Annotated in this window: 23 protein-coding genes and 1 pseudogene; 19 read left to right on the forward strand and 5 right to left on the reverse strand. The window is 69.1% G+C overall.

Features of this window, described 5'->3' with window-relative positions; all coding sequences use genetic code 11:
• Positions 1–42 precede the first annotated feature (42 nt).
• The 9 genes from ACYVD1_RS15455 to ACYVD1_RS15495 are packed head-to-tail and all read left to right on the forward strand — an operon-like array spanning position 43 to position 7,647.
• Positions 43–780: a hypothetical protein gene (locus tag ACYVD1_RS15455; protein ID WP_460759076.1), complete on the forward strand. Its 738-nt coding sequence runs from the start codon at positions 43–45 to the stop codon at positions 778–780.
• Positions 777–2,066, forward strand: coding sequence for a CpaF family protein (locus ACYVD1_RS15460; RefSeq protein WP_460759079.1), 1,290 nt, complete (start codon positions 777–779; stop codon positions 2,064–2,066). The genes ACYVD1_RS15455 and ACYVD1_RS15460 overlap by 4 nt, the downstream gene beginning before the upstream one ends.
• Entirely contained in the window at positions 2,063–2,908 is an 846-nt protein-coding gene (locus ACYVD1_RS15465) for a type II secretion system F family protein (RefSeq protein ID WP_460759083.1), read from the forward strand. Before ACYVD1_RS15460 ends, ACYVD1_RS15465 begins: the two co-directional genes overlap by 4 nt.
• The gene (locus ACYVD1_RS15470; RefSeq protein WP_460759087.1) at positions 2,905–3,786 is read left to right on the forward strand and encodes a type II secretion system F family protein; all 882 of its coding nucleotides are present in this window, start codon (positions 2,905–2,907) and stop codon (positions 3,784–3,786) included. Before ACYVD1_RS15465 ends, ACYVD1_RS15470 begins: the two co-directional genes overlap by 4 nt.
• A gap of 29 nt (positions 3,787–3,815) precedes the next feature.
• The gene (locus ACYVD1_RS15475; RefSeq protein WP_460759092.1) at positions 3,816–4,016 is read left to right on the forward strand and encodes a hypothetical protein; all 201 of its coding nucleotides are present in this window, start codon (positions 3,816–3,818) and stop codon (positions 4,014–4,016) included.
• The gene (locus ACYVD1_RS15480) at positions 4,013–4,399 is read left to right on the forward strand and encodes a TadE/TadG family type IV pilus assembly protein (protein ID WP_460759096.1); all 387 of its coding nucleotides are present in this window, start codon (positions 4,013–4,015) and stop codon (positions 4,397–4,399) included. The genes ACYVD1_RS15475 and ACYVD1_RS15480 overlap by 4 nt, the downstream gene beginning before the upstream one ends.
• Positions 4,399–4,827, forward strand: a complete 429-nt coding sequence (locus ACYVD1_RS15485) for a TadE/TadG family type IV pilus assembly protein (RefSeq protein WP_460759101.1) — start codon at positions 4,399–4,401, stop codon at positions 4,825–4,827. The genes ACYVD1_RS15480 and ACYVD1_RS15485 overlap by 1 nt, the downstream gene beginning before the upstream one ends.
• On the forward strand, positions 4,827–5,219 hold the full coding sequence (locus ACYVD1_RS15490) for a pilus assembly protein TadG-related protein (RefSeq protein ID WP_460759105.1): 393 nt from the start codon (positions 4,827–4,829) through the stop codon (positions 5,217–5,219). The genes ACYVD1_RS15485 and ACYVD1_RS15490 overlap by 1 nt, the downstream gene beginning before the upstream one ends.
• Positions 5,220–5,235: 16 nt before the next feature.
• Positions 5,236–7,647 carry an OmpA family protein gene (locus ACYVD1_RS15495; RefSeq protein WP_460759109.1) on the forward strand — a complete coding sequence of 804 codons (2,412 nt, stop codon included), beginning with the start codon at positions 5,236–5,238 and terminating at the stop codon, positions 7,645–7,647.
• A 210-nt stretch (positions 7,648–7,857) separates the two neighbouring features.
• On the opposite strand, the gene ACYVD1_RS15500 is transcribed toward ACYVD1_RS15495, so the two are convergent.
• Positions 7,858–8,706: a hypothetical protein gene (locus ACYVD1_RS15500; RefSeq protein ID WP_460755967.1), complete on the reverse strand. Its 849-nt coding sequence runs from the start codon at positions 8,704–8,706 to the stop codon at positions 7,858–7,860.
• A 383-nt stretch (positions 8,707–9,089) separates the two neighbouring features.
• Between ACYVD1_RS15500 and ACYVD1_RS15505 the strand changes: the two are divergent.
• Together ACYVD1_RS15505 and ACYVD1_RS15510 are read left to right on the forward strand one after the other, a co-directional pair.
• A pseudogene (locus ACYVD1_RS15505) lies at positions 9,090–9,326 on the forward strand (ISL3 family transposase); the annotation flags it as partial.
• 178 nt (positions 9,327–9,504) lie between these two features.
• Positions 9,505–10,284: an ISL3 family transposase gene (locus ACYVD1_RS15510; RefSeq protein WP_460755971.1), complete on the forward strand. Its 780-nt coding sequence runs from the start codon at positions 9,505–9,507 to the stop codon at positions 10,282–10,284.
• Here the strand turns inward: ACYVD1_RS15510 and ACYVD1_RS15515 are convergent.
• Positions 10,234–10,671 carry a hypothetical protein gene (locus ACYVD1_RS15515; RefSeq protein WP_460755975.1) on the reverse strand — a complete coding sequence of 146 codons (438 nt, stop codon included), beginning with the start codon at positions 10,669–10,671 and terminating at the stop codon, positions 10,234–10,236. The two genes, ACYVD1_RS15510 and ACYVD1_RS15515, sit on opposite strands and share 51 nt — an antisense overlap.
• 177 nt (positions 10,672–10,848) lie before the next feature.
• The gene (locus ACYVD1_RS15520) at positions 10,849–11,235 is read right to left on the reverse strand and encodes a hypothetical protein (protein WP_460755979.1); all 387 of its coding nucleotides are present in this window, start codon (positions 11,233–11,235) and stop codon (positions 10,849–10,851) included.
• A 438-nt stretch (positions 11,236–11,673) separates the two neighbouring features.
• Between ACYVD1_RS15520 and ACYVD1_RS15525 the strand changes: the two genes are divergently transcribed.
• Positions 11,674–12,108, forward strand: coding sequence for a hypothetical protein (locus tag ACYVD1_RS15525; protein ID WP_460755982.1), 435 nt, complete (start codon positions 11,674–11,676; stop codon positions 12,106–12,108).
• Positions 12,109–12,573: 465 nt separating this feature from the next.
• On the opposite strand, the gene ACYVD1_RS15530 is transcribed toward ACYVD1_RS15525, so the two are convergent.
• Positions 12,574–14,079: a glycoside hydrolase family 32 protein gene (locus ACYVD1_RS15530; RefSeq protein WP_460755985.1), complete on the reverse strand. Its 1,506-nt coding sequence runs from the start codon at positions 14,077–14,079 to the stop codon at positions 12,574–12,576.
• A 62-nt stretch (positions 14,080–14,141) separates the two neighbouring features.
• Positions 14,142–15,818 carry a putative PEP-binding protein gene (locus ACYVD1_RS15535; protein ID WP_460755988.1) on the reverse strand — a complete coding sequence of 559 codons (1,677 nt, stop codon included), beginning with the start codon at positions 15,816–15,818 and terminating at the stop codon, positions 14,142–14,144.
• A 99-nt stretch (positions 15,819–15,917) separates the two neighbouring features.
• Between ACYVD1_RS15535 and ACYVD1_RS15540 the strand changes: the two genes are divergently transcribed.
• The 7 genes from ACYVD1_RS15540 to ACYVD1_RS15570 all read left to right on the forward strand — a co-directional run bounded on the left by ACYVD1_RS15540 (position 15,918) and on the right by ACYVD1_RS15570 (position 22,241).
• Positions 15,918–16,679 (forward strand): DeoR/GlpR family DNA-binding transcription regulator, encoded by a 762-nt coding sequence (locus tag ACYVD1_RS15540; protein WP_460755991.1) that lies wholly within the window; start codon positions 15,918–15,920, stop codon positions 16,677–16,679.
• Complete coding sequence (gene pfkB / locus ACYVD1_RS15545; RefSeq protein ID WP_460772662.1) at positions 16,676–17,620, forward strand: 1-phosphofructokinase; 945 nt, start codon at positions 16,676–16,678, stop codon at positions 17,618–17,620. Before ACYVD1_RS15540 ends, pfkB begins: the two co-directional genes overlap by 4 nt.
• A complete protein-coding gene (locus ACYVD1_RS15550) occupies positions 17,617–18,066 on the forward strand; it encodes a PTS sugar transporter subunit IIA (RefSeq protein ID WP_460772664.1) in 450 nt (149 codons plus the stop codon). Before pfkB ends, ACYVD1_RS15550 begins: the two co-directional genes overlap by 4 nt.
• Positions 18,063–19,559, forward strand: a complete 1,497-nt coding sequence (locus ACYVD1_RS15555) for a PTS fructose transporter subunit IIC (RefSeq protein WP_460772667.1) — start codon at positions 18,063–18,065, stop codon at positions 19,557–19,559. The genes ACYVD1_RS15550 and ACYVD1_RS15555 overlap by 4 nt, the downstream gene beginning before the upstream one ends.
• Before the next feature lie 25 nt (positions 19,560–19,584).
• Positions 19,585–19,866 (forward strand): HPr family phosphocarrier protein, encoded by a 282-nt coding sequence (locus ACYVD1_RS15560; protein WP_460756006.1) that lies wholly within the window; start codon positions 19,585–19,587, stop codon positions 19,864–19,866.
• Between the two features lie 17 nt (positions 19,867–19,883).
• Positions 19,884–21,500, forward strand: coding sequence for a glycoside hydrolase family 32 protein (locus tag ACYVD1_RS15565; protein ID WP_460772669.1), 1,617 nt, complete (start codon positions 19,884–19,886; stop codon positions 21,498–21,500).
• A gap of 309 nt (positions 21,501–21,809) precedes the next feature.
• On the forward strand, positions 21,810–22,241 hold the full coding sequence (locus tag ACYVD1_RS15570) for an OmpA family protein (protein WP_460756013.1): 432 nt from the start codon (positions 21,810–21,812) through the stop codon (positions 22,239–22,241).
• Positions 22,242–22,627 lie beyond the last annotated feature (386 nt).

Below are 22,627 nucleotides of genomic sequence, written 5' to 3' on the forward strand. Positions count from 1 at the left end.
TTGACGGCGGTATGGCCCACCGGGCCCTTGACCGTCCCGGTCATGGTGGAGACCGACGTCAGCGGCGGGGACCTCGCCGCGTGGCACCGCCTCAACGGTCGGCCGGGGGCGGTCGCACTCGCCGCGTCCACCCGCACCGCAGCAGGATTGGCCGCTGTCAGCGAGGACAGCGGGGACACGCGCCCCCTGCTCCGGCACGCGACCGAGCTGCCGGGCGGCCTTCGAGTGCTGGTGGCACCTCCCACCGCGCACGAGGCCGCCGCCGTGGTCACTGCGCTCGCCCAGCGTCCGCAGGTCCTGGCCGGAGGACTGGCTGTGCTGGACGTGGGCCGGGTCATGCCCGGAACCGCTGGGGCACACCTGCTGACCGTGGCCGACGCCGTGGTCCTGGCTGTCTCCGGGAGGGACGCCGCCCAGATCCACCGGGTCGCTCGATGCCGCGACGTCCTCGACGCCCTCGCCGACCAAGGTGTTCAGGTAGGGCTTGCCGTGCAGGTGAGCCGCTTCCCCGAGTCCCAGATCGAGGACGCGACCGGCTACCCGGTCTGGGGGGTGGTCCCCGATGACACGACCGGTGCGGCCTTTCTGCGCGGCGAAGGCGCCGACCCGCGAACCTGGCGCGAACACCTCTCGGCCTGGTCGTATACCCGCCAAGACCCCGAAGCCGTCGAATGGATGCCCTTGCTGGCCACAGCGCGCCGGATGGCCGACCACATCGACGACCAGGTGACCGACACGGCCACCGTCCGCTCCTACTTGCGGGGGGCTCGAGCGGCATGAGTGTGGTGCACGTTTCCGAACACGTGGAAGAGCTCGCCCAGCACTTGGCGGACCGGGCCACGGACGAACTGGTCAGCCGCGCGTCAGCCGATAACACCGCCGGTGACGCAGTCCAGCGCCGCACCCAGGCTGACGCGGTGCTGACCGCGCTGTTGGAGGACTACGCCTGCCGAGCGCTCACCGGGCAGGCGCGAGCCCTGACCCAGCAGGAAGAGCAGTGGGTACACGCCAGGGCCCTGGCGCGGGTGTGCGGACTGGGACCGCTGGAATCCTTGCTCGCCGAACCCGGGATCCGCGACATCCGCATCGTCGGCACCCGAGTGAAGGTCGACTTCGGCGACGGGCGGCAAGAGGAGCGACCACCCGTCGCCACCTCCGATGACGAGCTGATCGCCCTGGTGCAGAGGCTGGCAGGACAGGCTCCGGGAGGCGAGCGCCGCTTCGACCTGTCCGCCCCGCTGCTGTCCATGGAACTGGCCGAAGGGGTGCGGCTGTCCGCGGTGATGGGGGTGTCCCGGCGCCCGGCCGTGGTCATCCGCCGCCACCCCGAACGCGCACTGACCCTGACCGAACTCGTCCGCTCCGGCATGCTCACCAAGCCCGTGCGCGCCCTGCTCACAGCAGCCGTTCGAGCCCGGTTGAACCTGATCATCGGCGGTGCCACCGGATCAGGGAAGACCACGTTGCTCCGAGCCCTGGCCCAGTGCGTGCCCTCCTCGGAGTTCATCGTCTCCATCGAGGACGCCTTCGAACTGGGCCTGGACACCGACGACGGGCTCGAATGCCTGGCCCTGCAGGGCAGGCCCGCCAACACCGAGGGAGCCGGGGAGATCAGCCTCGCCGACCTGGTCCGCCAGGCCCTGCGGATGTCACCGGAGCGCGTCATCGTCGGCGAGACCCGGGGACAGGAGACCGTCGCCCTGCTCCACGCGATGAGCATGGGCACCGACGGCTCCATGGCCACCGTGCACGCCTCCTCCTCGGCGCAGATCATGACCAAGCTCGCGACCTACGCCGCCCAAGCCCGCGAACGCCTGTCGCTGGAAGAGAGCGCGATCCTCATCGGCTCTGCCGTGCACTTGGCCGTCCACATCGACACCGGTACCGACGGCGTGCGCAGGGTCGCGAGCATCCGCGAGGTGGTCGGGTCAGAAGGCCCCCGAGTGGTGACCAACGAGATCTACTCACCGGAGGAAGGCTTCATCACCGGGCTCAGTCCGCAGTACGTGACCAAACTCGAACGGGTCGGGTTCGACCCGGCGGTCCTGTTCGGGGGCATGCGATGACCACGGTGGTGTTGGCGGGCGCGGGTGGTGCGGCTTTCGGCCTGGGCCTGGTCCTGCTGGCCCCGTTCTGGCGAACATCCGCCGAACGCCTGAAGGGCCGAGCACGGGTTCCGCGCCAGATGCTGTTCAGGTCCGCGATGGTGGGCACGGTCGGTGTCCTCACCTGGGCCGTCACCGGCTGGCCGGTCGCCGCCGTCCTGGCAGGCTGCGCTGCTTGGTGGCTTCCCGCGGTTCTGGCGCCGAACCAGGCAGCCAAAGCCGAGGTCGCCAAGATCGAAGCGGTCGCGGGCTGGACCGAACAGCTGCGCGACCTCATCTCCGCTGCCTCGGGCCTGCGCCAGGCCGTCGGCGCCTCCCTGCCCATCGCCCCCGCACCGATCCGCCCCGACGTGGAGTTGCTCGCCCGCGACCTCACCGAAGGCACGGAGCTGCGCCAAGCATTGGCCGACTTCGCCCACCGGGTCGACAACGAAACGGCCGACCTCGTGGTCGTGGCACTGTCCATGGCCAGCCACCGGCACGCCGCCGACCTGGGTCCCCTGCTCGGCAACCTGGCCGAGGCCGCCCGCGATCGTGCCTCCATGCTCAACCGCACCTCCGACGCCCGCGCCCAGACCCGCACCTCGGTACGGATCATCATTGGCGCCTCCCTGGTCATGGTGGTCGGCATGGGCGTGTTCAACGGCGCCTTCTTCGCGCCCTTGGGTACCGCCCTGGGCCAGGTGACACTCGCCCTGGTGGGAGCTCTGTGGGCTGGGGCCCTGTGGTGGCTGGTGCGGCTGTCCAATCCGCCACGCCAGGTGCGGCTGCTCAAACCCCAGCCCGGGGAGGCCGCGGTATGAACGTGTTCCTCGCGACCCTCGCCGGTGCCGTCACCAGCGTCGGACTGTGGGCGCTCCTGGCGACCGCGCGCAAACCCGGCCTCCACGAGCTGCTGCCCCCACCCGCTGACGAAGACCCTGCCCAACGGCAACACCAAGGGTGGAAGGAGCAGCTCACCCAGACCAGCGGAGCCCTGCTCGGCCACCTCGGTTGGCCCACGTCACGATGCCGACAGGACCTGGCCGTCTGCGACCGCGACACTGACTCCTACCTCCGGGAGAAGATCCTCGCCGCCCTCGGAGGAGCCGCAGCCTTCGCCTGCGTGGTCGGCGCGTCCGTCCCCGACGCCTCGGGACTCTCACCGGGCATCGCCCTGCTCCTAGCCCTGAGCTCACTGGCCCTGTTCCTGATCACCCCGGACCTGGTGCTGCGCCACCGGGCAGAGCGCCGCCGCGCCGAACTGCGCACGGTCACCTCGGCCATCGCCGACCTGGTCGGCGTCGCCCTGGCCGGAGGCGCCGGAGCCTCCGGAGCACTCACCGCCGCGACCCGCCAGGGAACCGGCCCCGCCTTCACCCAGGTACGGCGCAGCCTGAACGAAGCACACCTGCGCACCCGCCCGCCCTGGGACGCACTCAGCGACCTCGCCCAACGCACCGGCGTCCCCGAGCTCGACGAACTCGCCGCCTCCATCCGCCTGGCTGGAACCGACGGCGCCCGGGTCCGCGCCTCGGTCACCGCCAAGGCCAAGAGCCTGCGCACCCACCAACTCTCCGCCCTGGAAGCCGAAGCCGGAGCCGCCACTGAACGGATGAGCCTGCCGGTTCTACTCCTGGTCCTCGGAGTGCTCCTGCTCATGGGCATCCCGGCCGTGGCCCACGTGACCTCCGGATTCTGAACCACGACACCACCGAAAGGACGCTGCACATGGGAAAGGCCTACCGAGCACTGACCAGTCTCGCGCTGGGGGACCGGTCGGATAAGGCCCGGGACGACCGGGGCGCCAGCATCACCGAATACGTACTGACCCTGGCCATCGCCATCGGCGCAGCCACCGCGGTCGGCGCCATCATCGTCCCGCTCCTGGTGGACGCGGCCCAGTCCATCGACCTGGGCATCGACCTGTGAAGCAGGAGGAGCTTCGGGACGACCGGGGGTCAGCGGACATGCTCGTCGCGCTCCCCCTGTTGTTCGCCATGCTCATCGGCCTGGTCCAGTACGGACTGTGGGCACACGCCCAGCACCGGGCTCAGGCTGCGGCCGCAGAGGCACTGGCAGCGGGCCGTGTGTTCGAGGGCAGCGCTAGAGAGGGGCGGATGCGGGGCGAAGCGTTCGCCGAGGGTCTGGGTGGCAGGGTTCTCGAAGATCTGCGGGTCCACGTCGAACGGCGCGACGGTACAGCGCACGCCCGAGTGGAGGCCGTATCCATCAGCTTGATCCCCGGCTTCACCCCGACCGTGAGCGCTTCACTGAGCGGACCGATCGAGCAGCCGCCCACCGAGGCCCGCTGATGGCGGGGAACTCAGCAACGCAACGCGACAAGGGCGGGGCCTCAGCCGAACTCATCCTGGTGGCCCCGCTCCTGCTGGCCTTCCTGCTACTGATCGCCTTCGTCGGCAGGAACTTCGCCGCCGCCTTGGCCGTGGACTCCCTGGCACACTCCGCAGCACGCGCGGCCTCCGTGCACCAGGACTTGCACCACGCCCAGAACGCGGCCGAGCAGGCCGTGGCCGAGAGCGTCGGCGGATGGGGGAGCGCTTGCCAGAACCCGCGCGTCACCCTCGACCGAACAGGTACAGGGGCCAAGGCCTCGTTCCGGGCCGCCGTCACCTGCACCAGCGAACGGAGCGAATTCGGCGCACTCGGGCTCGACCCGACGCGGCAGGTCACCGGTACCGCCACCTCCGTGATGGACACCCACCGGGAAGAGGCCCGCTGATGCCCCCGCCCAACAGCGACTCCGGACACGCCACCGCCTTCGTCCTCGGTATCGCCGCCGCCCTCATCGCCTGCCTCGGCCTGGTCTACGACGGCGCCCAGATGCTCAGGACCAAGTCCCAGCTGACCACCCTCGCCCACGAGGCCGCCCGAGCAGGCGCCCAGGAACTCGACGCCGAACACCTCCGAGACGGACAGCTCGCGCTCAACCAACCCTCAGCCCGAGCAGCCGCGCAGCGGCACGCCCGCAACGGCGGAACCAGAGCACTCGTCCATGTAGACACCGACACCGTCACGGTCACCCTCACCAGCTCCTACAGCCCGACCCTCCTGGCCCCACTCGGCGACACCGACATCGCGGCGAGGGCATCGGCCCTGGCCCACACACCGTGAGGAACAAGGGGGACGCATGCACCAACCGATGAGAGCGGTCCTGGGCATCGGGGCCACCGCGCTACTACTGATCGGCCCACCGATCCTGCTGGCAAGGCATGGTTGGCCGCTCAGCGAGGACCTCACCTGGGATTACGTCCGGCTGTCCCTGCTCAGCCTCACCCTGCCACCCACAGTCGGCCACACCTTGGTGCTCACCGCGCTCTGGGCTCTCTGGGGACTGTTCACGGTGCTGGTGGCGGTCGACACGGTCGCCCTGTTCAGAGGGCACCTGCCCCGCATCGCCCTACTGCGCCTGGTCCTGACCGGCGCGCTAGGCACTTCAGCCGCAGTGTCCACCCCGGCTGCGGCCGCGGTGGCAGCGGCTGACACCGAGCTCACCGAAGGCCCACAAGAGGCTGACACCGCGCAGTCCCCGCCGGTTCTGGAGCGCACCCGCATCCTGAGCGGGTTCGGCTTCGACGCCGCACAGCTCACCCCCGAGATGGCCGAAGAGCTCACACCCACCATCGAGCTGCTCCAACTCTTCGGCGACCCGAACGAGCCGGTGGTCGTGACCGGGCACGCCGACACTGTCGGAGACCCCGAGTACAACAAGAGCCTGTCCCACCACCGCGCCGAGGAAGTCGCCACACACCTCGCCGAACACCTCGGCGAAGGATGGGACATCACCGCTGCCGGAGCCGGTTCCGAACAGCCCCGCAACCACCCCGAACTCGGCCCCTCAGCCGACCGCCGAGCCGAGATCTCCTACACCCTCTCCACCAAGCAGCAGCCCGAGCCAGAGGCTCCGGCTGACAGCGACCACGCGGAGGCTGACCACGACCTGACCGCCGACCAACAGGACAGCGGATTCTCCGGAGGAGCACTCCTCGCCGGAGCAGTGGCAGGAGGAGCCGCAGGGATGGTCGCGGGCAGGCTGACAGCCCCTGGACGGCGCCACAGGAAAGCACTTCCGAAGACCGAACCCGAAGCCGACGAACCCGCAGACGCAGGGACTTCCGAGCCCGAGGTCGGGACCCCGCTGGCCGTCACGCGTGACAGTGACGGTCCACTGGTCACCCCGGACGGACGCGTCCGCATCGCCGACACCCTGAGCGTCAACGCCTGCGACGGATTGGGGATCACCGGTAAGCACGCCGTCGGGGTGTGCGCCTCGATCATCGGCCGCGCCCTGGCCGAACCAGACGTCCGGGTCATCACCACCCGGAACCTGCTCACCAGAGCCGGAGCTCCCGAACGGCCCCGCGCTGAAGGACTGACCCAGTGCGCGGACACGGCTTCCGCGATCACCGAAGCGGAACTGGCCTACATCACCGGAGCCCGTCGCGATGCTCCGAACTGCGCCCTGCTCCTTGTGGAGGCACCCGCGAACGCCCTGGTGAGTGACCGACTGGCCTCGCTCGCCACGAACAAGGACGACAGCATTCTGGTTCTGGTGCTCGATGAAGAGGAAGCCTTCCCTTCGGTGGGCTGTGAGTCCTTCGACCGGGCCGAGTCCATCGCTGCCGACGGCACCCGCAGCACCCACGAAGACCTTCGCCTGCTGCACATCGACCAGGACACCTTCGCCGCCCAATTCGGTCCCACCGAGGAGAAACCGCCACCCCCGGACGAGCCCGGTAGTCGGGAGTCTGCCGCCGAGCATGCAATATCCCCAACCCCGGAGCCCGCACCGGCAGCCGAGGACCCGAACAAGATCAGCGTGCAGTTGTTCGCACCACAACCGAAGATCACCTACCAAGGCACGGACATCGGTTCAGCGATGCGCTCCTCGGCACGACGGGTCATCGCCTACCTCGCTCTCCATCCTGAAGGTGTGGGGACGGAAGCCCTCACCGACGCGCTGTTCCCCGAGGTGACCGAGCGCCAGGCCAGGCAGCTACGCAACACCGCCTGCTCGAGTGCTCGGGGCACCGTGCGGGAATCACTGAACGACGCCGAAGCGGAGATCATCGACGTCCGATCCGGCCGCTACCAGCTGGCCATGGAGGTTGTTGATGTCGACGTATGGCGCTTCGATGCGGCCCTGGGAGCCGTGGCAGCAACCAAAGAAGAGGGCGAGCGCCACCGTGCGTTGCGTTCCGCCGCGGCCGAATACCGGGCTGTCCTGCTCACGGAAGCTGACTTCCCCTGGATTGAAGAGAAACGCCAGTACTACCGCCGTCGCGCAGCGGACTGCTTCGTCAGCCTGGCCAAGGCCACTGACGACCAGGAAGAAGCCATCATCTGGCTGGAGCGAGCGCGTAGGTCCGACGACCTCAACGAGGCCGTCTATCTGGAACTCATGAAAGCCCACGCAGCCATGGGTCGCTCGGACGCGGTCCAGCGCACATACCAGGAACTCTGCGACCAGCTCCAAACGATGCGAGCACGCCCCAGCGAGTCCGCGAAGAAGCTCTTGAACTCCCTGGTTGCTTCGGGATAAAGCTCGATCAGTTTTACTCCGAGAGTTATGGAGGCATTGATGTGCAGGGGGCGCTAGCTGTCAATCTCGCAGTGCTAGAACCATTTCATTCGGGTGTTGTGTGTCAGTGGGATGGTGCACTAGCTCAAGACACCAGAGGCGGCCCCAGGTGTGAAAAGTCGTGGTTGCGTTCGACAGCCGAGTTTGTATGGCACGGATGGCAATATCAACTCAGATCTTGCCCCGGCGCTGGACGTTTCCCGAGGCGAACCATGACACCAGCGTGGCGGCAAGCGCGACTCCGGCTCGCGCCTCCTCTTGGTTTACGTCCCGATAGTCGTCCTTGCCGTGACGGTCCACCTGGCCCCTGTACAGGGTGCGCAGCATGTCGACCAGCATCGTGGCAGTCGGCGAGTGCTGGTGCTCGCGGAGTGGCAACCGCCAGTCGCCGTGATTCTGCATCACCGACGCCATGCTGCCGAGCGTGGCCTCCAGGTTGTTTGGCTCGACCAGGGGCTGGGCCGCTGTTTCGACAGCACGGACCGCGTCGGCGTACGCACCCGGAAAGTCAGATGTGAAGGCGTGCACTTTACTCCAGGCACGCGCGAGAATCTGTCCGGAAGTGCCCGAGGAACTGATCGTCGCCTCGACTATGTCTTGCACACCCTCCGGCTCGCGCGCCACCAGACCGGGCTTGCCCATGCGTGTGCCTATCATCCATTTGGAACGGCAGAGCCTAAGTGCATAGTCCAGATCCGTTGTCCGAGTTCCGTGCCACTCCACTGAGAGTGTTGCGTCCACTACCCGGAGCAAGGTTCGATCGTCCATCCTGCGCAAGATACTCGTGTATTCGCTCCACTTGCGGTAGGCGTTCTCACGTACCCCCATTTCAATGCCCGTAAGCATCTCCAAATGTCGACTTCGATCGTTGCGTAGTCGATCGAACTTCGCATGCGACAAGATATGCTCGAACCACGCAACAATCGGCTCACGTAGCGGTCTCGGTACTCCGTCTACCAACACCCTGTACTGCTCGGCATCGTCCTGGCTCAGTCCGAAGGGGACCCATTCATCGATCACGTATTCATCGTACAGGTTGCCTCCGCCAGGTACCGAAACGTGAACTCAATGTCGAGTTCGATTTCGGCTTAGCGGGTCTTCGAAGTTAATGGGGGTGGGGCGGTGACAGGCGGGCTTTCCGGTCACGCTGTGTGAGGCAGTCGGGGGCAGGCGCCCCGGATGCAAGAAGCCCGCAGGTCTTCGTGATCATGGCTGTTGTCGAAGCAACCAAAACGAAAACCCACGGGCTTGAACACAGACGATCCCTCAACCCTGACGCGGCAACACTCCTACTCGGGCTCGAGGGGGCTAGTGTGACCCACTTCAAAGCCGACAGTGCAGGCCAATCGACGGTCTACACCGTCACCAGCGACGACTGCGCACAGGCCTGCCCCTCCTGCGGGATGCTGGCCACCCGGCGCAAGGACTACCGCACCACCACCCCCAGGCATCTGTCCCGCGGCAGCACAGCGGTGCGCATCCGCTGGCGCAAAGCCCGCTGGTACTGCACTGCAGATGTGTACACCCGCGGCTCTTTCACCGAGGCGATCCCGGCAGTGCCCGCCCGGATGCGTACCACCACCGCCCTGCGCGACGCGGCCGGGGCCGCGGCCTGTGACACCGGCCGCACCGTGGTCCGGGCCCGACGCGACCTGGGCCTATCCTGGCCCACCACCTGGCGCTGTTTCACTGACTACGCCGCCCGCCTCCTGCCCGAGGACCCACCCCACACCGAGGCGATCGGGATCGACGAGACCCGCCGCGGCAAGCCGGTCTGGCAACAGAACCCGCACACCCACACATGTGAACTGGTGGCCGATGCCTGGCATATCGGGTTCGTCGACGCCATCGGCGGGCAGGGCCTGTTCGGCCAGGTCGAGGGACGCGGGCGCGGCCCCGGTGGCCGACGGGCACCTGGCCCAGCCCGCCGCCTGGCGCGCGCAGGTGCGCCACGTAGCCATCGACCTGTGCGCCCCTTTCCGCACCGCGATCAACCAAGCTCTGCCCCACGCGCGGATGGTCGACGACTGCTTCCACCTCGTCCAACTCGCCCAGCGCCGCCTCGCCGACCTACGCCGGCGCCTGACATGGAAGCAGTACGGGCGCCGGGCTCACAGGGGTGATGCCGTCTATGCCGTGCGCAGGCTCTTGCGCCGCAACGCCGAAGAACTCAGCGCCGACCAACGCACCTTCCTGCAGGTGACGTTGGAGCACATGGGCACCTACGGCCGACAGATCTACGCCGCCTGGCAGGCCAAGGAACTCCTACGCGATCTGCTGGGCCTGGCCGTAAGCCGTACCCGCGTGAGTCCCGATCGCTCCGCGATCAGCGCGGCCCGCTACCGCTTCCTCTCCCACGTCGCCGACCATGCGCACCTGCCCGAACTCCGCATCCTGGTCCAGACCGTCGAGCAGTGGTGGGACGGCATCGAGGCCCACCTGGCCACCGGGATCACCAACGCCGCCTCCGAGGGCAACAACCACCTCATCAAGCTGGAGGCCCGCAATGCCTTCGGTTTCCGGAACCGGGCCAACCAACGGCTCCGGTCACGCTGTGCAACCACCCGCCGGAGTCGACGAGAGGCCCACCCCCATTAACTTCGAAGACCCGTGTTGGCGGCGCTGGGACAGTTGGCGGGAGATGATGCCTCGGCGCCAGAGGGGGACTCCGTCTTTTTGAGTGTCGCCGTGCTTGGGGGTGAGGCGGCCACGGGAGAGGTCGGAGCGGATGGTGCTGGGGGAGAGGCCGGACTCGGCTGCGATTTCGGCTTTGGTGAGGAGTTCTTCGGGTGGGCCGGTGTGGATGGGCAGGGTGGTGTCGGCCTTGAGGTTGGCTTGGACCCAGGTGTGGACGGCGGTGTGGTCGTACTCGAGGTACCGTCCTCGTCGGCCGGTGGGGGAGGGAAAGCCCTTTGCGCGGGTCCATTCCTTGCTCACGGTGTGCGGGCTGCGGCCGTAGCGGCGGGCGATCTCTGGAACGGTCACGCCCGGCCGGTCTACCATGGACTGGGCCTCTCTTCGGGGTCTCAACTGGTGAGGGTCGGCGCTCTGTGACCCCCGGGCTCGCTCGGGGAAAGCGTCGGCCCTTCATAGTGTGCCCGGCGTGCGGGTGGATGGCATAGCAAAGCCCCGGACCTGGTGGCCCGGGGCTGATCGGGGTCTCTAGGAGGCTTGGGGCTTGGTGCTGGCTTCCTGGTGGTCGTAGTTCTGGATGAAGTGCGCGATGCGTGCGGAGCAGATCTCGGCGGAGATCAGCCGAAGCTTGGTGTGGCCGCACTCCTCGAGAGTGGCCACCAGTTCGTAGAGGGTGTTCCACTCCACGGCCGCGGCGCAGAGCCGGGCGCGCTGGCCGTTCTGCAGCGGCATCTCCCGCAGCAGGTCCATCGTGCCCTCCAGGGCATCCAGGACCGCCATGTGTTCCTCGGGCTCATTGCCCAGGGGCGGGAGTGCGATGGGCAGGGGCAGTGCGGCGAGCCGATCGGCCAGGGTGGCGTAGAGGCCGTGCAGGACCCTCCTGATGCAGGCGAAGCGCTCCTCGAAGGCGTGCATGCGCTATTCCTCTCTTGAGTTCTCAACTGGTCCTGGCTATGGGCTGTGACCCCCGCGGCCAGACACTTCTCATCATGCAGCAATTGATTCTGGTTTTGCAGCGCTTGTGGATAACGCCGGGCTAGGAAGTCGGCCCATGGGTGGGTGTGTGTTCGGTCAAGGGTGGGTCGGGATCCGAAGGCACATGAGGTGGCGGCGGGGGTCGTCGGGGGGTCGTTGGTGTGTGGGGCTGGCAGGCGCTGACATCCCCTGTGGGGTAAGGGTTTGCGGATGTTTGTCAGAAACCCGACATAGATCTCTTCTCTTCTTGAGATCTCTATGAGGGCTGGGGTGAGTGCGGGGGGCTCCTGGAGGTTTTTCGCTGGAGGGCGTCCAAATCGAGGGGGCCGATGGCTTCTTTACGGGGTGAAGGACTTTTCTCAGCGAGGAGGCGATCCCATGCGGCGGTTGGACGAGATGCGGCGGTGCCAGCACCAGAGGCGGATGTACTCGGTGCGCTCTGACGGCCACCACGGCGTGTCCCGGGTCTGGACCAGCTGTGCCGAGGCCGAGGGGTCGGCGGTGCAGGTGGCCGACCAGGTGGAGCGTCGAGGGCTCCTGGAGGATATGCGGGCGATGGTGGTCTTTATGGAGGCCAACCCGCACCTGCCGGTGGGAGAGATGGCCAAGGTGGAGCTCACCTACTTCCCCGAGGGCTGCGATGGGCACAAGGAGGGCGAGGTGGAGCGACTGGCCGCACTCATGGGGGTGGCTCCGCGGTGGGAGGGGGCGCACTTCGTGTGTGAGAAGCGGATCGGCCAGGCCTTCTACCGGGTGGTGGCCATCCCGGAGGCCGTCAGGACGAAGGAGCGGGCATTCCGCTGGGGGAGCTGACCCTTCACGCATCGGGGCCCTGGGCGTCGCCCAGGGCCCTTTCTTTTTCGTGCTGGGCAGAATAGGCGATAACTGTTTTTCGGGTAGTCTGTCCACAGGCATTATTTGAATCGCTTGCGGGAACAGGAACGGAAGCCTAAGCTGAAAACAGATTTCGCCTGAGGGTTGTCCATCCCCTTTGAGAGCGGCGTTTTCGCAGGTCGGATGTGCCCCAATGAGTTATCGCCTTGTAAGCGATAGGTTAGGGGTTCAAGTCCCCTCGTCGGCTCTCACATTGCCTGACCTGGTATCACTCCCATGGCGAGGTCGCTACCACGTAGCTTCGTCGCCTGGAGAGCTATCGCCTATGGGTACCCAGCGTGTTCGTCGGGGGCCGCGCAACATGGCCGCTGGACCCCTGAACCTCCACATCAAGTCCTTCTTATCCGCCTATCCCGTGCTGCTCTGGGGAGCGTGAGCGTGCAGTCAGCGGATCTGCCCCATGGGATGGATCGTCAGGGACTCCAGGTGAGCCCTGCCCCCGGAACTGTAGAGCGTGATCCCGTCGTCGCCAGGGTCGGGGTAGGCGAGCATGGTCCCCGTGAGTGAACCGTCGTCGACGAAGACCTCCACGGAGGACTCGTCCACGTAGCCGCGCATGCGCAGGACCCCGTCCTGCGGCTCGTGGTCCCAGGAGCGCCGTACCCCGAAGTCGACCTCCTCCAGTTCAGGGTCGTACAGCGTCTGCGGGCCGCCGTTGGCGCGGTCCATCACGAACTCGCCGTGTTCGGTGTTGGCCCCCACCGCGAACCACGACTCCTGACCGGAGGCCTCTCCGTCGAAGACCCTCAGGCCCGCCTCTTCGGCCCCGCCCAGGTCGATCTCGGCCTCGAACTCGAAACTGCGCCCCTCGAAGTCCACCGGGCGGAGCCCGTCGATTTCGCCTTCGGGCACGTGTACCGGGTCCCCGCGCAGCTCGTCGAGTTCGGGGACCGGCTTCTGCGCGAGTTCCAGGTCGCCCTCACCGGTGGGGCGCAGCGACAGTTCGCGCGGCACGCTCATGTGGTTGGTCCACCCTTCGGTGGGGGCGGCGTAGGGGTGGGCCCAGTTGCCGACCCAGCCGAGCCACACACGGCGGTCGTCGGGAGCTTCGGCGAAGCTCTGCGCGGCGTAGAAGTCCTGACCGGCGTCGACGATCCGCTCTCGTTCGGGAGGGTCGTGGCTGGTGAAGGACTCCCCGTCGAAGTCGCCCACGAAGTACTGCGCGGTGGAGCCCCCGGTCTCCTCGGAGGCGCCGACGCTGACCGCGAGCACCCACTCGGTGCGTTCGGGGTCTCCCTCAACGGGCAGCTCGAACAGCTCCGGGCACTCCCACACGGCTGTCTGCAGCCCTTGATCTTGGCCGAACTCCGAGAGTTTGTCCCACTCCAGGAGGTCGGGGGAGCCGAAGATCTCTACCGCCGATCCGGTGGCCACGACCATGATCCAGGACTCGCTCTGGTCGTGCCAGAACACCTGCGGGTCGCGGAAGTCCTCACGGCCGTCGTTGGGTACGACGGGGTTGCCTTCGTGGCGCTCGAACGTGCGGCCGCCGTCGGTGCTGTGGGCGATGCTCTGCGCCTCGCCGCCCTCGGTGTTGGTGTAGGCCGCCACGATGCCGCCCTCCCCGTCCGGGAAGAGGCCGCTGGTGTTGTGGTGGTCGACCACCGCGCTGCCCGAGAGAGCCTGGCCCAGCTCGTCGTGCTCCAACGCGGTCGGCAGCTCCTCCCAGTGCACCATGTCGGGGCTGACGGCGTGGGCCCACGTGCCCCACTGCTGGTGGAAGAGGTGGTATTCGCCCGCGTGGTAGACCAGCCCGTTGGGGTCGGCCATGTCCCCCTCGGTGGGGGAGTAGTGGAACTGCGGGCGCAGGTCCTCGGTGTAGGCATCGGGCCCGGTTTCCTCGGTCGGCGGTGCCTCGTCCCCGCCCGGCAGGCTGCAGGCGGTCGCCATCACCGACAGCGACAAAAATGGACAAATAAGGGCATATCTACGCACTCGGTTCACGGTGCCGGTCAGACCCCGCCCTCGGTCTCGGCGGCGAGTTCCCGGGCCGCTGCCTCACGCGCTTCCTGCGGGGAGTCGGCCGCCAGCGCAGCCCGTGCGGCCTGTTCGAAGCCCTTCATGGTGTGGCCCGAGAGCGCGGCGCCCACGGGGGCCAGAGCCGTCGCGGACATCGACAGGCTGCCCACCCCGGTCCCCGCCAGCACCCCTGCCAGGTGCGGGTCGGCGGCGGCCTCACCGCACACGCCGACCGGTACTCCGTGCTCGCGTCCGGCCCGGGCCAGACCGGCCACCAGCCGCAGCAGGGCCGGCTGCCACGGGTCGTTGAGCTCGGCCAGGGCCCCGCTGAGCCGGTCGGCGGCGAACGTGTACTGAGCCAGGTCGTTGGTGCCCACACTGACGAAGTCCACCGCCTCGAACAGGGCGGGGCCGGCCAGCGCGGCCGCGGGGGTCTCCACCATCACCCCTACCCGGTCCAACCCGGCAGCGCGGGCCCGTTCCGCGAACCAGCGCGCCTCGGCAGCCGTGGCCACCATCGGCGCCATCACACTCACCCGCGCTCCGGTGTCGGACGCGGCGCCGGCGATCGCGGCCAGCTGGCGCTCCAGCAACCCGGGCCGGTCGAAGGCCACCCGCAGCCCCCGCACACCCAGCGCGGGGTTGGGCTCTTCGCCCATGGACAGGAACGGAAGCGGCTTGTCGGCGCCCGCGTCGAGCGTGCGCACGATGACGGGCAGGCCCGCGAGAGGTTCCAACACCGCGCGGTAGGCCTCGCGTTGGGCCGCCTCGGAGGGCTCCGCGGCCGCGTTCAGGAAACAGAACTCGGTGCGGAAGAGGCCCACTCCCTCGGCTCCGCCGGCCGCCGCTGCCCGGGCGTCGGCGGGTGAACCCACGTTGGCCAGGACCCGCACCGGGTGCCCGTCGCGTGTGTGTCCCGTACCGTCCCATTCCACGTCCGCCGCTTCGACGGCCCGCGCGGGCACGGGACGGCGGTGGAGGGCGACCTCCCCGGTGAGGCCGTCCACGACCGCGCCTTCGGCCGGGTCCTCCAGCAGGCCGCGGACCGCGACCACGGCGGGGATGCCCATCGCCCGGGCCAGTACGGCGGTGTGCCCGGTCGGGCCCCCTTCCTGGGTGACCAGGGCCAGTACCAGTGACGGGTCCAGGCCGGCGGTGTCGGCCGGGGCGAGGTCCCGGGCCAGGAGGACGCACGGTTCGGTGAGGTGGGGGACCCCGGGCGGGTTGGTGCCGCGCAGTTCGGCCACGATCCGGTCGCGCACGTCGAGTACGTCGCGCACCCGTTCGGCCATGAGTCCGCCGGCGGCCCTCAGCATCTCGGCGAAACCGTCCGCGGCCTCGTGCACGGCACGTTCCGCGGGCAGTCGGTTCTCGGTCACGAGTGACTCGGCCTTGGCGGTCAGGGAGGGGTCGGCGGCCATCTCGGCGGTGGCCGCCAACACCGCCGCGGCCTCTTCGGTGGTCGCCGTGCGCTCCCGAAGCGACCGGGCGACCGTATCGGCGGCCGGTCGGATGCGGGCCGCCTCGGCCGCGGGCTCGTCCGGGGCCGGGCCGACGGCCGGTTCGGGCTGGCGTTCGGTGACGCGCACGATCGGCCCCGCTGCTGTTCCGGGGCTCACACCAGCCCCGTGCAGCACTGAACTCGGGTGGGGGAGCGAACCGTTCGCCATGGTGCCTCCGTGTTTTTCGAGCGTTCACCGATCCTTGACAATATGGCAACACCAGGCAGAATTGGTCAACATCAAACCGGACAACGGAGGGAATCGGGCATGTACGGGGCCGAGCGCCGACAACTTTTGGCGCAGAAGGCAAGCCGGGACGGACGCATCGACGTCTCGTCGGCCTCTGAGGAACTCGCCGTGGCACCGGAGACGATCAGGCGGGACCTCAGTGTCCTCGAACGGCAGGGTGTGGTCCGCCGGGTCTACGGCGGCGCGATCGCCGTCGAACGCCTGGACTTCGAACCCAGCGTCACCCTGCGCGACCAGACCAACGAGGCGCAGAAGGAGCACATCGCCAAGGCCGCGGTCGCCCAACTGCCCCGACGCGGAACCATCCTCCTCGATGGCGGCACCACCACCGCCCGCCTGGCTGGGCACATGATCGACGGTGGCGACCTCACCGTCGTCACCAACTCCCTCCCCACCGCCCAGCAACTCGTGACCCGCCAGGGCTGCGAAGTCCACCTCATCGGGGGCCGGGTGCGGGCCACCACGCTGGCCTCCGTGGGCGCCTGGTCCCAGGACGTCCTGGACGGCCTCACCATCGACGTCGGATTCTTCGGGACCAACGGCTTCTCCACCGACCGCGGCTGCACCACCCCCGACCCCGCCGAGTCCGCCGTCAAGGCCGCCATGGTCCGCGCCTGCCGCCGCCGCGTCCTCCTCGCCGACCACACCAAGTACGGCGACGACCAGTTCAGCCGCTTCGCCCACCTGGACGAGATGGACGTGGTCGTCACCGACGACGGACTCGACGAGCAGGCCCGCAAGGCCCTCGCCGGAGCCGAGCCCGACGTGGTGATCGCATGATCGTCACCGTCACCCCCAACCCCAGCCTGGACCGCACGGTCGCAGTGCACTCCCTCCACCGGGGCGAGGTCCACCGCAGCCTGGACACCCACCTCGACCCCGGCGGGAAGGGCGTCAACGTCGCCCGGGTCCTGGCCGCCGCAGAGCGGCCCACCATCGCCCTCCTGCCCTGCGGCGGCCCCGAAGGCGCACGCCTGGGCGCACTCCTCCAACAGGAACGGGTCTCCGTTGCCGAGGTACCCGTGCACGGCGCGACCCGCAGCAACCTCACCGTGGTCGAGGCCGACGGCACCACCACCAAAGTCAACGAACCCGGAACCGCCCTCACCCCCGGAGAGACCCGCGAACTCGTGGACCGCGCCGCCGCCCTGGCCAAAGGCGCCGACTGGCTCGCCACCTGCGGGAGCCTGCCCACCGGCAGCCCGGACCACATGCACGGCGACCTCGTCGAAGCCGGCCGCAGGGCGGGAGCGCGCACCGCAGTGGACACCTCCGGGACCGCCCTGGCCCGAGCCGTCGACGCCCGCCCCGACCTGGTCAAACCCAATCACGACGAACTCGCCGAACTCGCCGGGCGCCCCCTGCCCACCCTCGGCTCCGTCCTCGACGTCGTCCACGGGCTGCGCCGCCAAGGAGTGGGCGCCGTCCTGGTCAGCCTCGGCGCCGACGGGGCGCTCCTCGTCGAGGACGCCGGCGCCTGGCACGCCCAGGGGCCCGCCACCACGGTCCTGAGCACCGTGGGCGCCGGTGACGCCCTACTCGCCGGGTTCCTCGGCGCCGGCGGTGCCGGTCCCGAGGCCCTGCGTGCAGCCGTAGCCCACGGAACCGCCGCCGTCGGCCTTCCGGGCAGCCGAATGCCGGGCCCTAACGATCCGCGCATCGAAACCGTGCACGTCACCGCAGTCGACACCACCCTCACCCTTACGGGAGCGACACCATGACCGATCTCGTCACCACCGACCTGGTCGACCTCGACCTGGCTTCCACCGACCGGCGCGAGGCCGTCCGCTCCCTGGGCGAACGCCTGCACAGGGCCGGCCGGGTCACGGACCTGGAGCGGTTCCTCGCCGACGTGGAGTCCCGCGAACAGCAGATGTCCACGGGCCTTCCCGGAGGCATCGGAATCCCGCACTGCCGCTCGGCAGCCGTCACCGTACCGACCCTCGCGATCGGCCGCAGCGCCGAAGGCGTGGACTTCGGGGCCGACGACGGCCCCGCCCGACTCATCTTCCTCATCGCCGCGCCCGAGGGCGGCGACACCGACCACATGACCGTGCTGGCCAAGCTCTCGCGCCGACTCATGCGCGCCGAGTTCACCGGCACCCTCCTGAGCGCCGACGACCCGGCCCGCGTGGCCGACTACGTACGGTCGGAGGTGGCGCTGTGAAGATCGTCGCCGTCACGTCCTGCCCCACCGGAATCGCGCACACCTACATGGCGGCCGAGGCCCTCGAACAGGCCGGACGCGCCGCCGGACACGAAGTCTCCGTCGAGACCCAGGGGTCGGCCGGCACCTCCGCCCTCTCGGCCGCGGACCTCGCAGCGGCCGACGCCGTCGTTTTCGCCGCGGACATCGGGGTGCAGGGACGCGAACGCTTCGAGGGCATCCCGTACGTCGAAGTCACCGTCAAGCAGGCCGTCAACGACGCCGCCGGCATCCTCGAACGCGCGGTCGAGGCCGCCGAACAAGCTGACGGCGCAGGCACCGGCCGGGCCGGGAAGGAAGGGGAAACCGCCGAACCGGCCGCACCGGGGGAGAACACCCCCGCCCCCGGGACCAAGGTCACGGGCACCGGAGGCTTCGGCAGCAACCTCAAGCAGTGGCTCATGACCGGCGTCAGCTACGTCATCCCGTTCGTTGCCGCCGGCGGCCTGCTCATCGCGCTCAGCTTCGCCCTGGGCGGCCATGACATCACCGAGGCACCCTCGGTCACCGAGCACTTCGACGCGCTCAGTCTCACCAGCTGGGCCGCGCTGGCCAACCAGACCGGCGGCCTGGCCATGGACTTCCTCGTGCCGGTACTGGCGGGCTTCATCGCCTACGCCATGGCCGACCGGGCCGCCATCGCACCCGGGTTCGTCGCCGGAGCCGCCGCCGTGACCGTAGAGGCCGGCTTCCTCGGCGGACTCCTCGGGGGCCTGCTCGCCGGTGCGGTCGTCGCCGGCCTGCGCCTCATCCCCGTGCCCCGCGCGGTCTCCGGCGTAATGCCGGTGCTCGTTCTGCCACTCATCGGGACGGCCGTGGTCGGCACCCTGATGTTCGTGGTCGTGGGCGAACCCATCGCCGTGGCCATGCACGCCATCACCGCCTGGCTCAACGGCCTGACCGGGACCAACGCGATCCTTCTGGGCGGCCTCATCGGAGCCATGATGGCCGTCGACATGGGCGGGCCCGTCAACAAGGTCGCCTACACCTTCGCCGTCGGCGGACTCACCACCGGCAGCGAGACCGCGTTGGCGATCATGGCCGCCGCGATGGCCGCAGGCATGACCCCGCCCATCGCCATGGCGCTGGCCACCAAGATCAAGCCCGCCCTGTTCAGCCCCGCCGAACACGCCAGCTCCCGCCCGGCCTGGCTCCTCGGCGCCTCCTTCATCACCGAGGGCGTGATCCCCTTCGCCGCCGTCGACCCGCTGCGTGTCATCCCCTCCATCGTCGTGGGTTCGGCGACCGCGGGTGCCCTGACCATCGGCTTCGGCAGCACCCTCATGGCCCCGCACGGAGGAGTGTTCGTCCTGCCACTGGTCAGTGCGCCACTGCTGTACCTCGTCGCGATCCTGGCCGGGATCGCGGTCTCCGCCGGCGCCGTGCTGCTCGCGAAGAGCATCGCCCGAGGCGAACGCGTCCCCGAGGAACAACCCGTCACCGCCAACGCCTGACCAGACAACCCTGAGAGGAAACCGCATGCACCGCCGAGTCACCATCGCCTCCCCCGTGGGGCTGCACGCCCGCCCCGCCTCGCTCCTGGCCAGGGCCGCCGCCGAGCACGAGGGCCCGGTCCGTCTCGCCAAGGTCGTCGACGGCGTTGCCGGGGACCCCGTCGACGCCGCCAGCGTCCTGGCGCTGATGTCCCTGGGCGCCGCGCACGGAGACGAAGTCGAACTCACCGCCGACGACGACCGGATCCTGGCCGACCTGGCCGAACTCCTGGCCGATGAGCACGAAGGCAGCACCCCCACCGGTTGACCACGAGGAGGACCACTGTGACCACTCACCGCCAACCAGGCCGCATCGGACGACGCCTCTTCCTCGCCGGGAGCGGGGCGCTGGCGGGAGCCGCCGTGCTCGGCGCGGCGTCCCTGCCCTCGGCCCGACCGGCCGCTGCCCGGCCCGCACCCCTACGGCTGCGCCCCCAACTGCACTTCACCCCCGCCGAGAACTGGATCAACGACCCCAACGGGCTCGTGTACCACGACGGCCTCTACCACCTGTACTTCCAGTACAACCCGGAGGGCGACCGCTGGGGCAACATGTCCTGGGGGCACGCCACCAGCACCGACCTCGTGCACTGGGACGAGCACCCGGTCGCCATCCCTTACACCGAAGAGGAGCACATCTTCTCCGGCGGGATCGTCTTCGACGAGCACAACACCAGCGGCCTGGGCACCGCGGACGACCCGCCCCTGGTGGCCGTCTACACCAGCGACTACACCGACGCCTCCGAGTACCCCGGCATCCAGGCCCAGTCCCTCGCCTACAGCACCGACGGCGGCTTCACCTGGGACAAGTACGAAGGCAACCCCGTCCTGGACATCGACCACCCCGACTTCCGCGACCCCAAGGTCTTCTGGCACGGGCAGGACGGCGAGGGCTACTGGGTGATGGCCGTGGTCGTGGCCACGGAGCACGTCGTCCACCTGTACCGCTCCGACGACCTCCTCGACTGGGAGTTCATGAGCGACTTCGGTCCCGAGCACGCCGTGGACGGCATCTGGGAGGTGCCGGACCTGTTCGAGCTGCCCGTGGACGGCGCCCCCGACGACACCCGCTGGGTCATGATCGTCAACCTCAACCCGGGCGCGGTCGCGGGCGGGTCCGGAGCGCAGTACTTCGTCGGGGACTTCGACGGCACGACCTTCACCCCGGAGCACCTCGCCGACTCCGACGACCTGGCCGACTTCGACTGGCTGGACTGGGGCCGCGACTACTACGCCGCCGTCTCCTATAACGACACCCCCGACGGCGCCCGCGTGACCATGGCGTGGATGAGCAACTGGGACTACGCCGAGGAGACCCCCACGTCGCCCTGGCGCGGCGCCATGGCCCTGCCGCGCGAGCTCGCGCTGAAGACCGTCGACGGCCGCCCCCAGCTGGTCCAGAACCCGGCCCACCAGGTCGACGACCTCGTGGGCGAGCCGGTCACGGAGCACCCGGAGGTCACCGTGGAGCCCCACGGCGTCGACCTGCTCACCCCCGAACCCGGACAGGCCTACCAGGTGGAGCTGACCCTGCGCCCGGGAGAGGCCGACAGCATGGGCCTGCGCGTCCACCAGGACGGCGACCAGGCCACCGTCATCGGCTACGACACCGGCGCGGAGGAACTCTTCGTGGATCGCACCGAGTCCGGGGACACCGGCTTCCACGAGGACTTCCCCGGCCGCAGTTCGGCCCCGCTCCCCCTCGAGAACGGCAGCCTGGGCCTGCGCGTGGTCGTGGACTCCTCGTCCGTGGAGGTCTTCGCGGCGGGGGGCCGCGTCACCCTCACCGAACTGGTCTTCCCCGGCCCCGACGCCCATGACGCCACCCTCTACACGGAGGGTGCGACCTCCCTGGTCGAGGACCTCCGGGTCAGCCCGCTGAACGCGGGCGGGGCACGATGAGGCCCGTATCCCCCGCGCGACGGAGACCGTGAACGCTCCGTGGCTGGAGCCGCGGGCTTGCGGGTAGGTGCCCACCTGGCTGGTGGGAGGCCTCCCGCGCCCAGCACCCTCTCAGTGTTGGGGGTGGTGAGCCCGGGGGAGCGGAAGAAGGGCGGGCGGTACCTGCGCGGTGCCGCCCGCTTCGTTGCGTCGGGTGAGGTCCGACTTCGCGGCGGATCGGCCCTGAGTGCCAGGACCGGTAGTAGCAGCTGCAGGGTGCCCCCGGCTCTGATTCCCGCATTCCGTGGCCTGGCGGTATCATCTCTCCTCATGTCAAAGGGCTCTCGCAGCGCGGCTGCCGCCATACTTCTCGGCGCGTTTCTGGCCCTGGTAAACCGCCCGGTGGACGCGGGCGAGAACACCGACGTGCTGTTCGAATTCGACGAGGCGGTACTCACCAGCGAGGGCGAGGCGAGCCTCGCCGAGACCGCCGAAGACCTGCGCGAGGATGCCGAGGGTGAGATCGTTTCCATCGACGGCCACACCGATTCCCTCGGGAGCGACGCCTACAACCAGGACCTCTCCGAGCAGCGCGCCGCGGCAGTGGAGGAGTTCCTGAGCGAGGCGCTCTCGGACGCCGAAGTCAGCTTCGAGAGCGCCGGGTACGGCGCCGACGATCCTGTGGCACGCAATGAGATCGCTGGCGCCGACAACCCCGGGGGTCGTGCCCAGAACCGCCGCGTGGAGATCTCCATCGCCTAGTGCTTCATCAAGCAGCGTTCGACCTGTCAATAACTTTGATGCTGCTTCGGTTGGGTTGACACCTGTGCTCTGGGGTCGCGCGCCGGTGGGGGTTGAGGCGGGGTGCTGGTGGTGTGGGGCTCGGGAGGGCTGGGGTTTGTTGTTGGGTGCGGGTGGTTGCCTGCGGGTGCGGGTGGTTTCCCCGTTTCCTGCCGCTTGATGGTGGCCGTCTCCGCTGCGCGCGTCAAGGTCGTCGCCATCGAGCGCTTCGCGCGTCGGTGGCGCTCCACCTTGACCCGCTTCGCTACGACGGCGGGTCGGCGGCAGTCAGGAAACGGGGGACGTGTGGTCGGGGCCCCAAGGGGCCCTTCGGGCCCCGGGCCTACGGCCCGGAGGGTCGGGTGTCC

The sequence above is a fragment of the Nocardiopsis nanhaiensis genome (genome assembly GCF_054778635.1).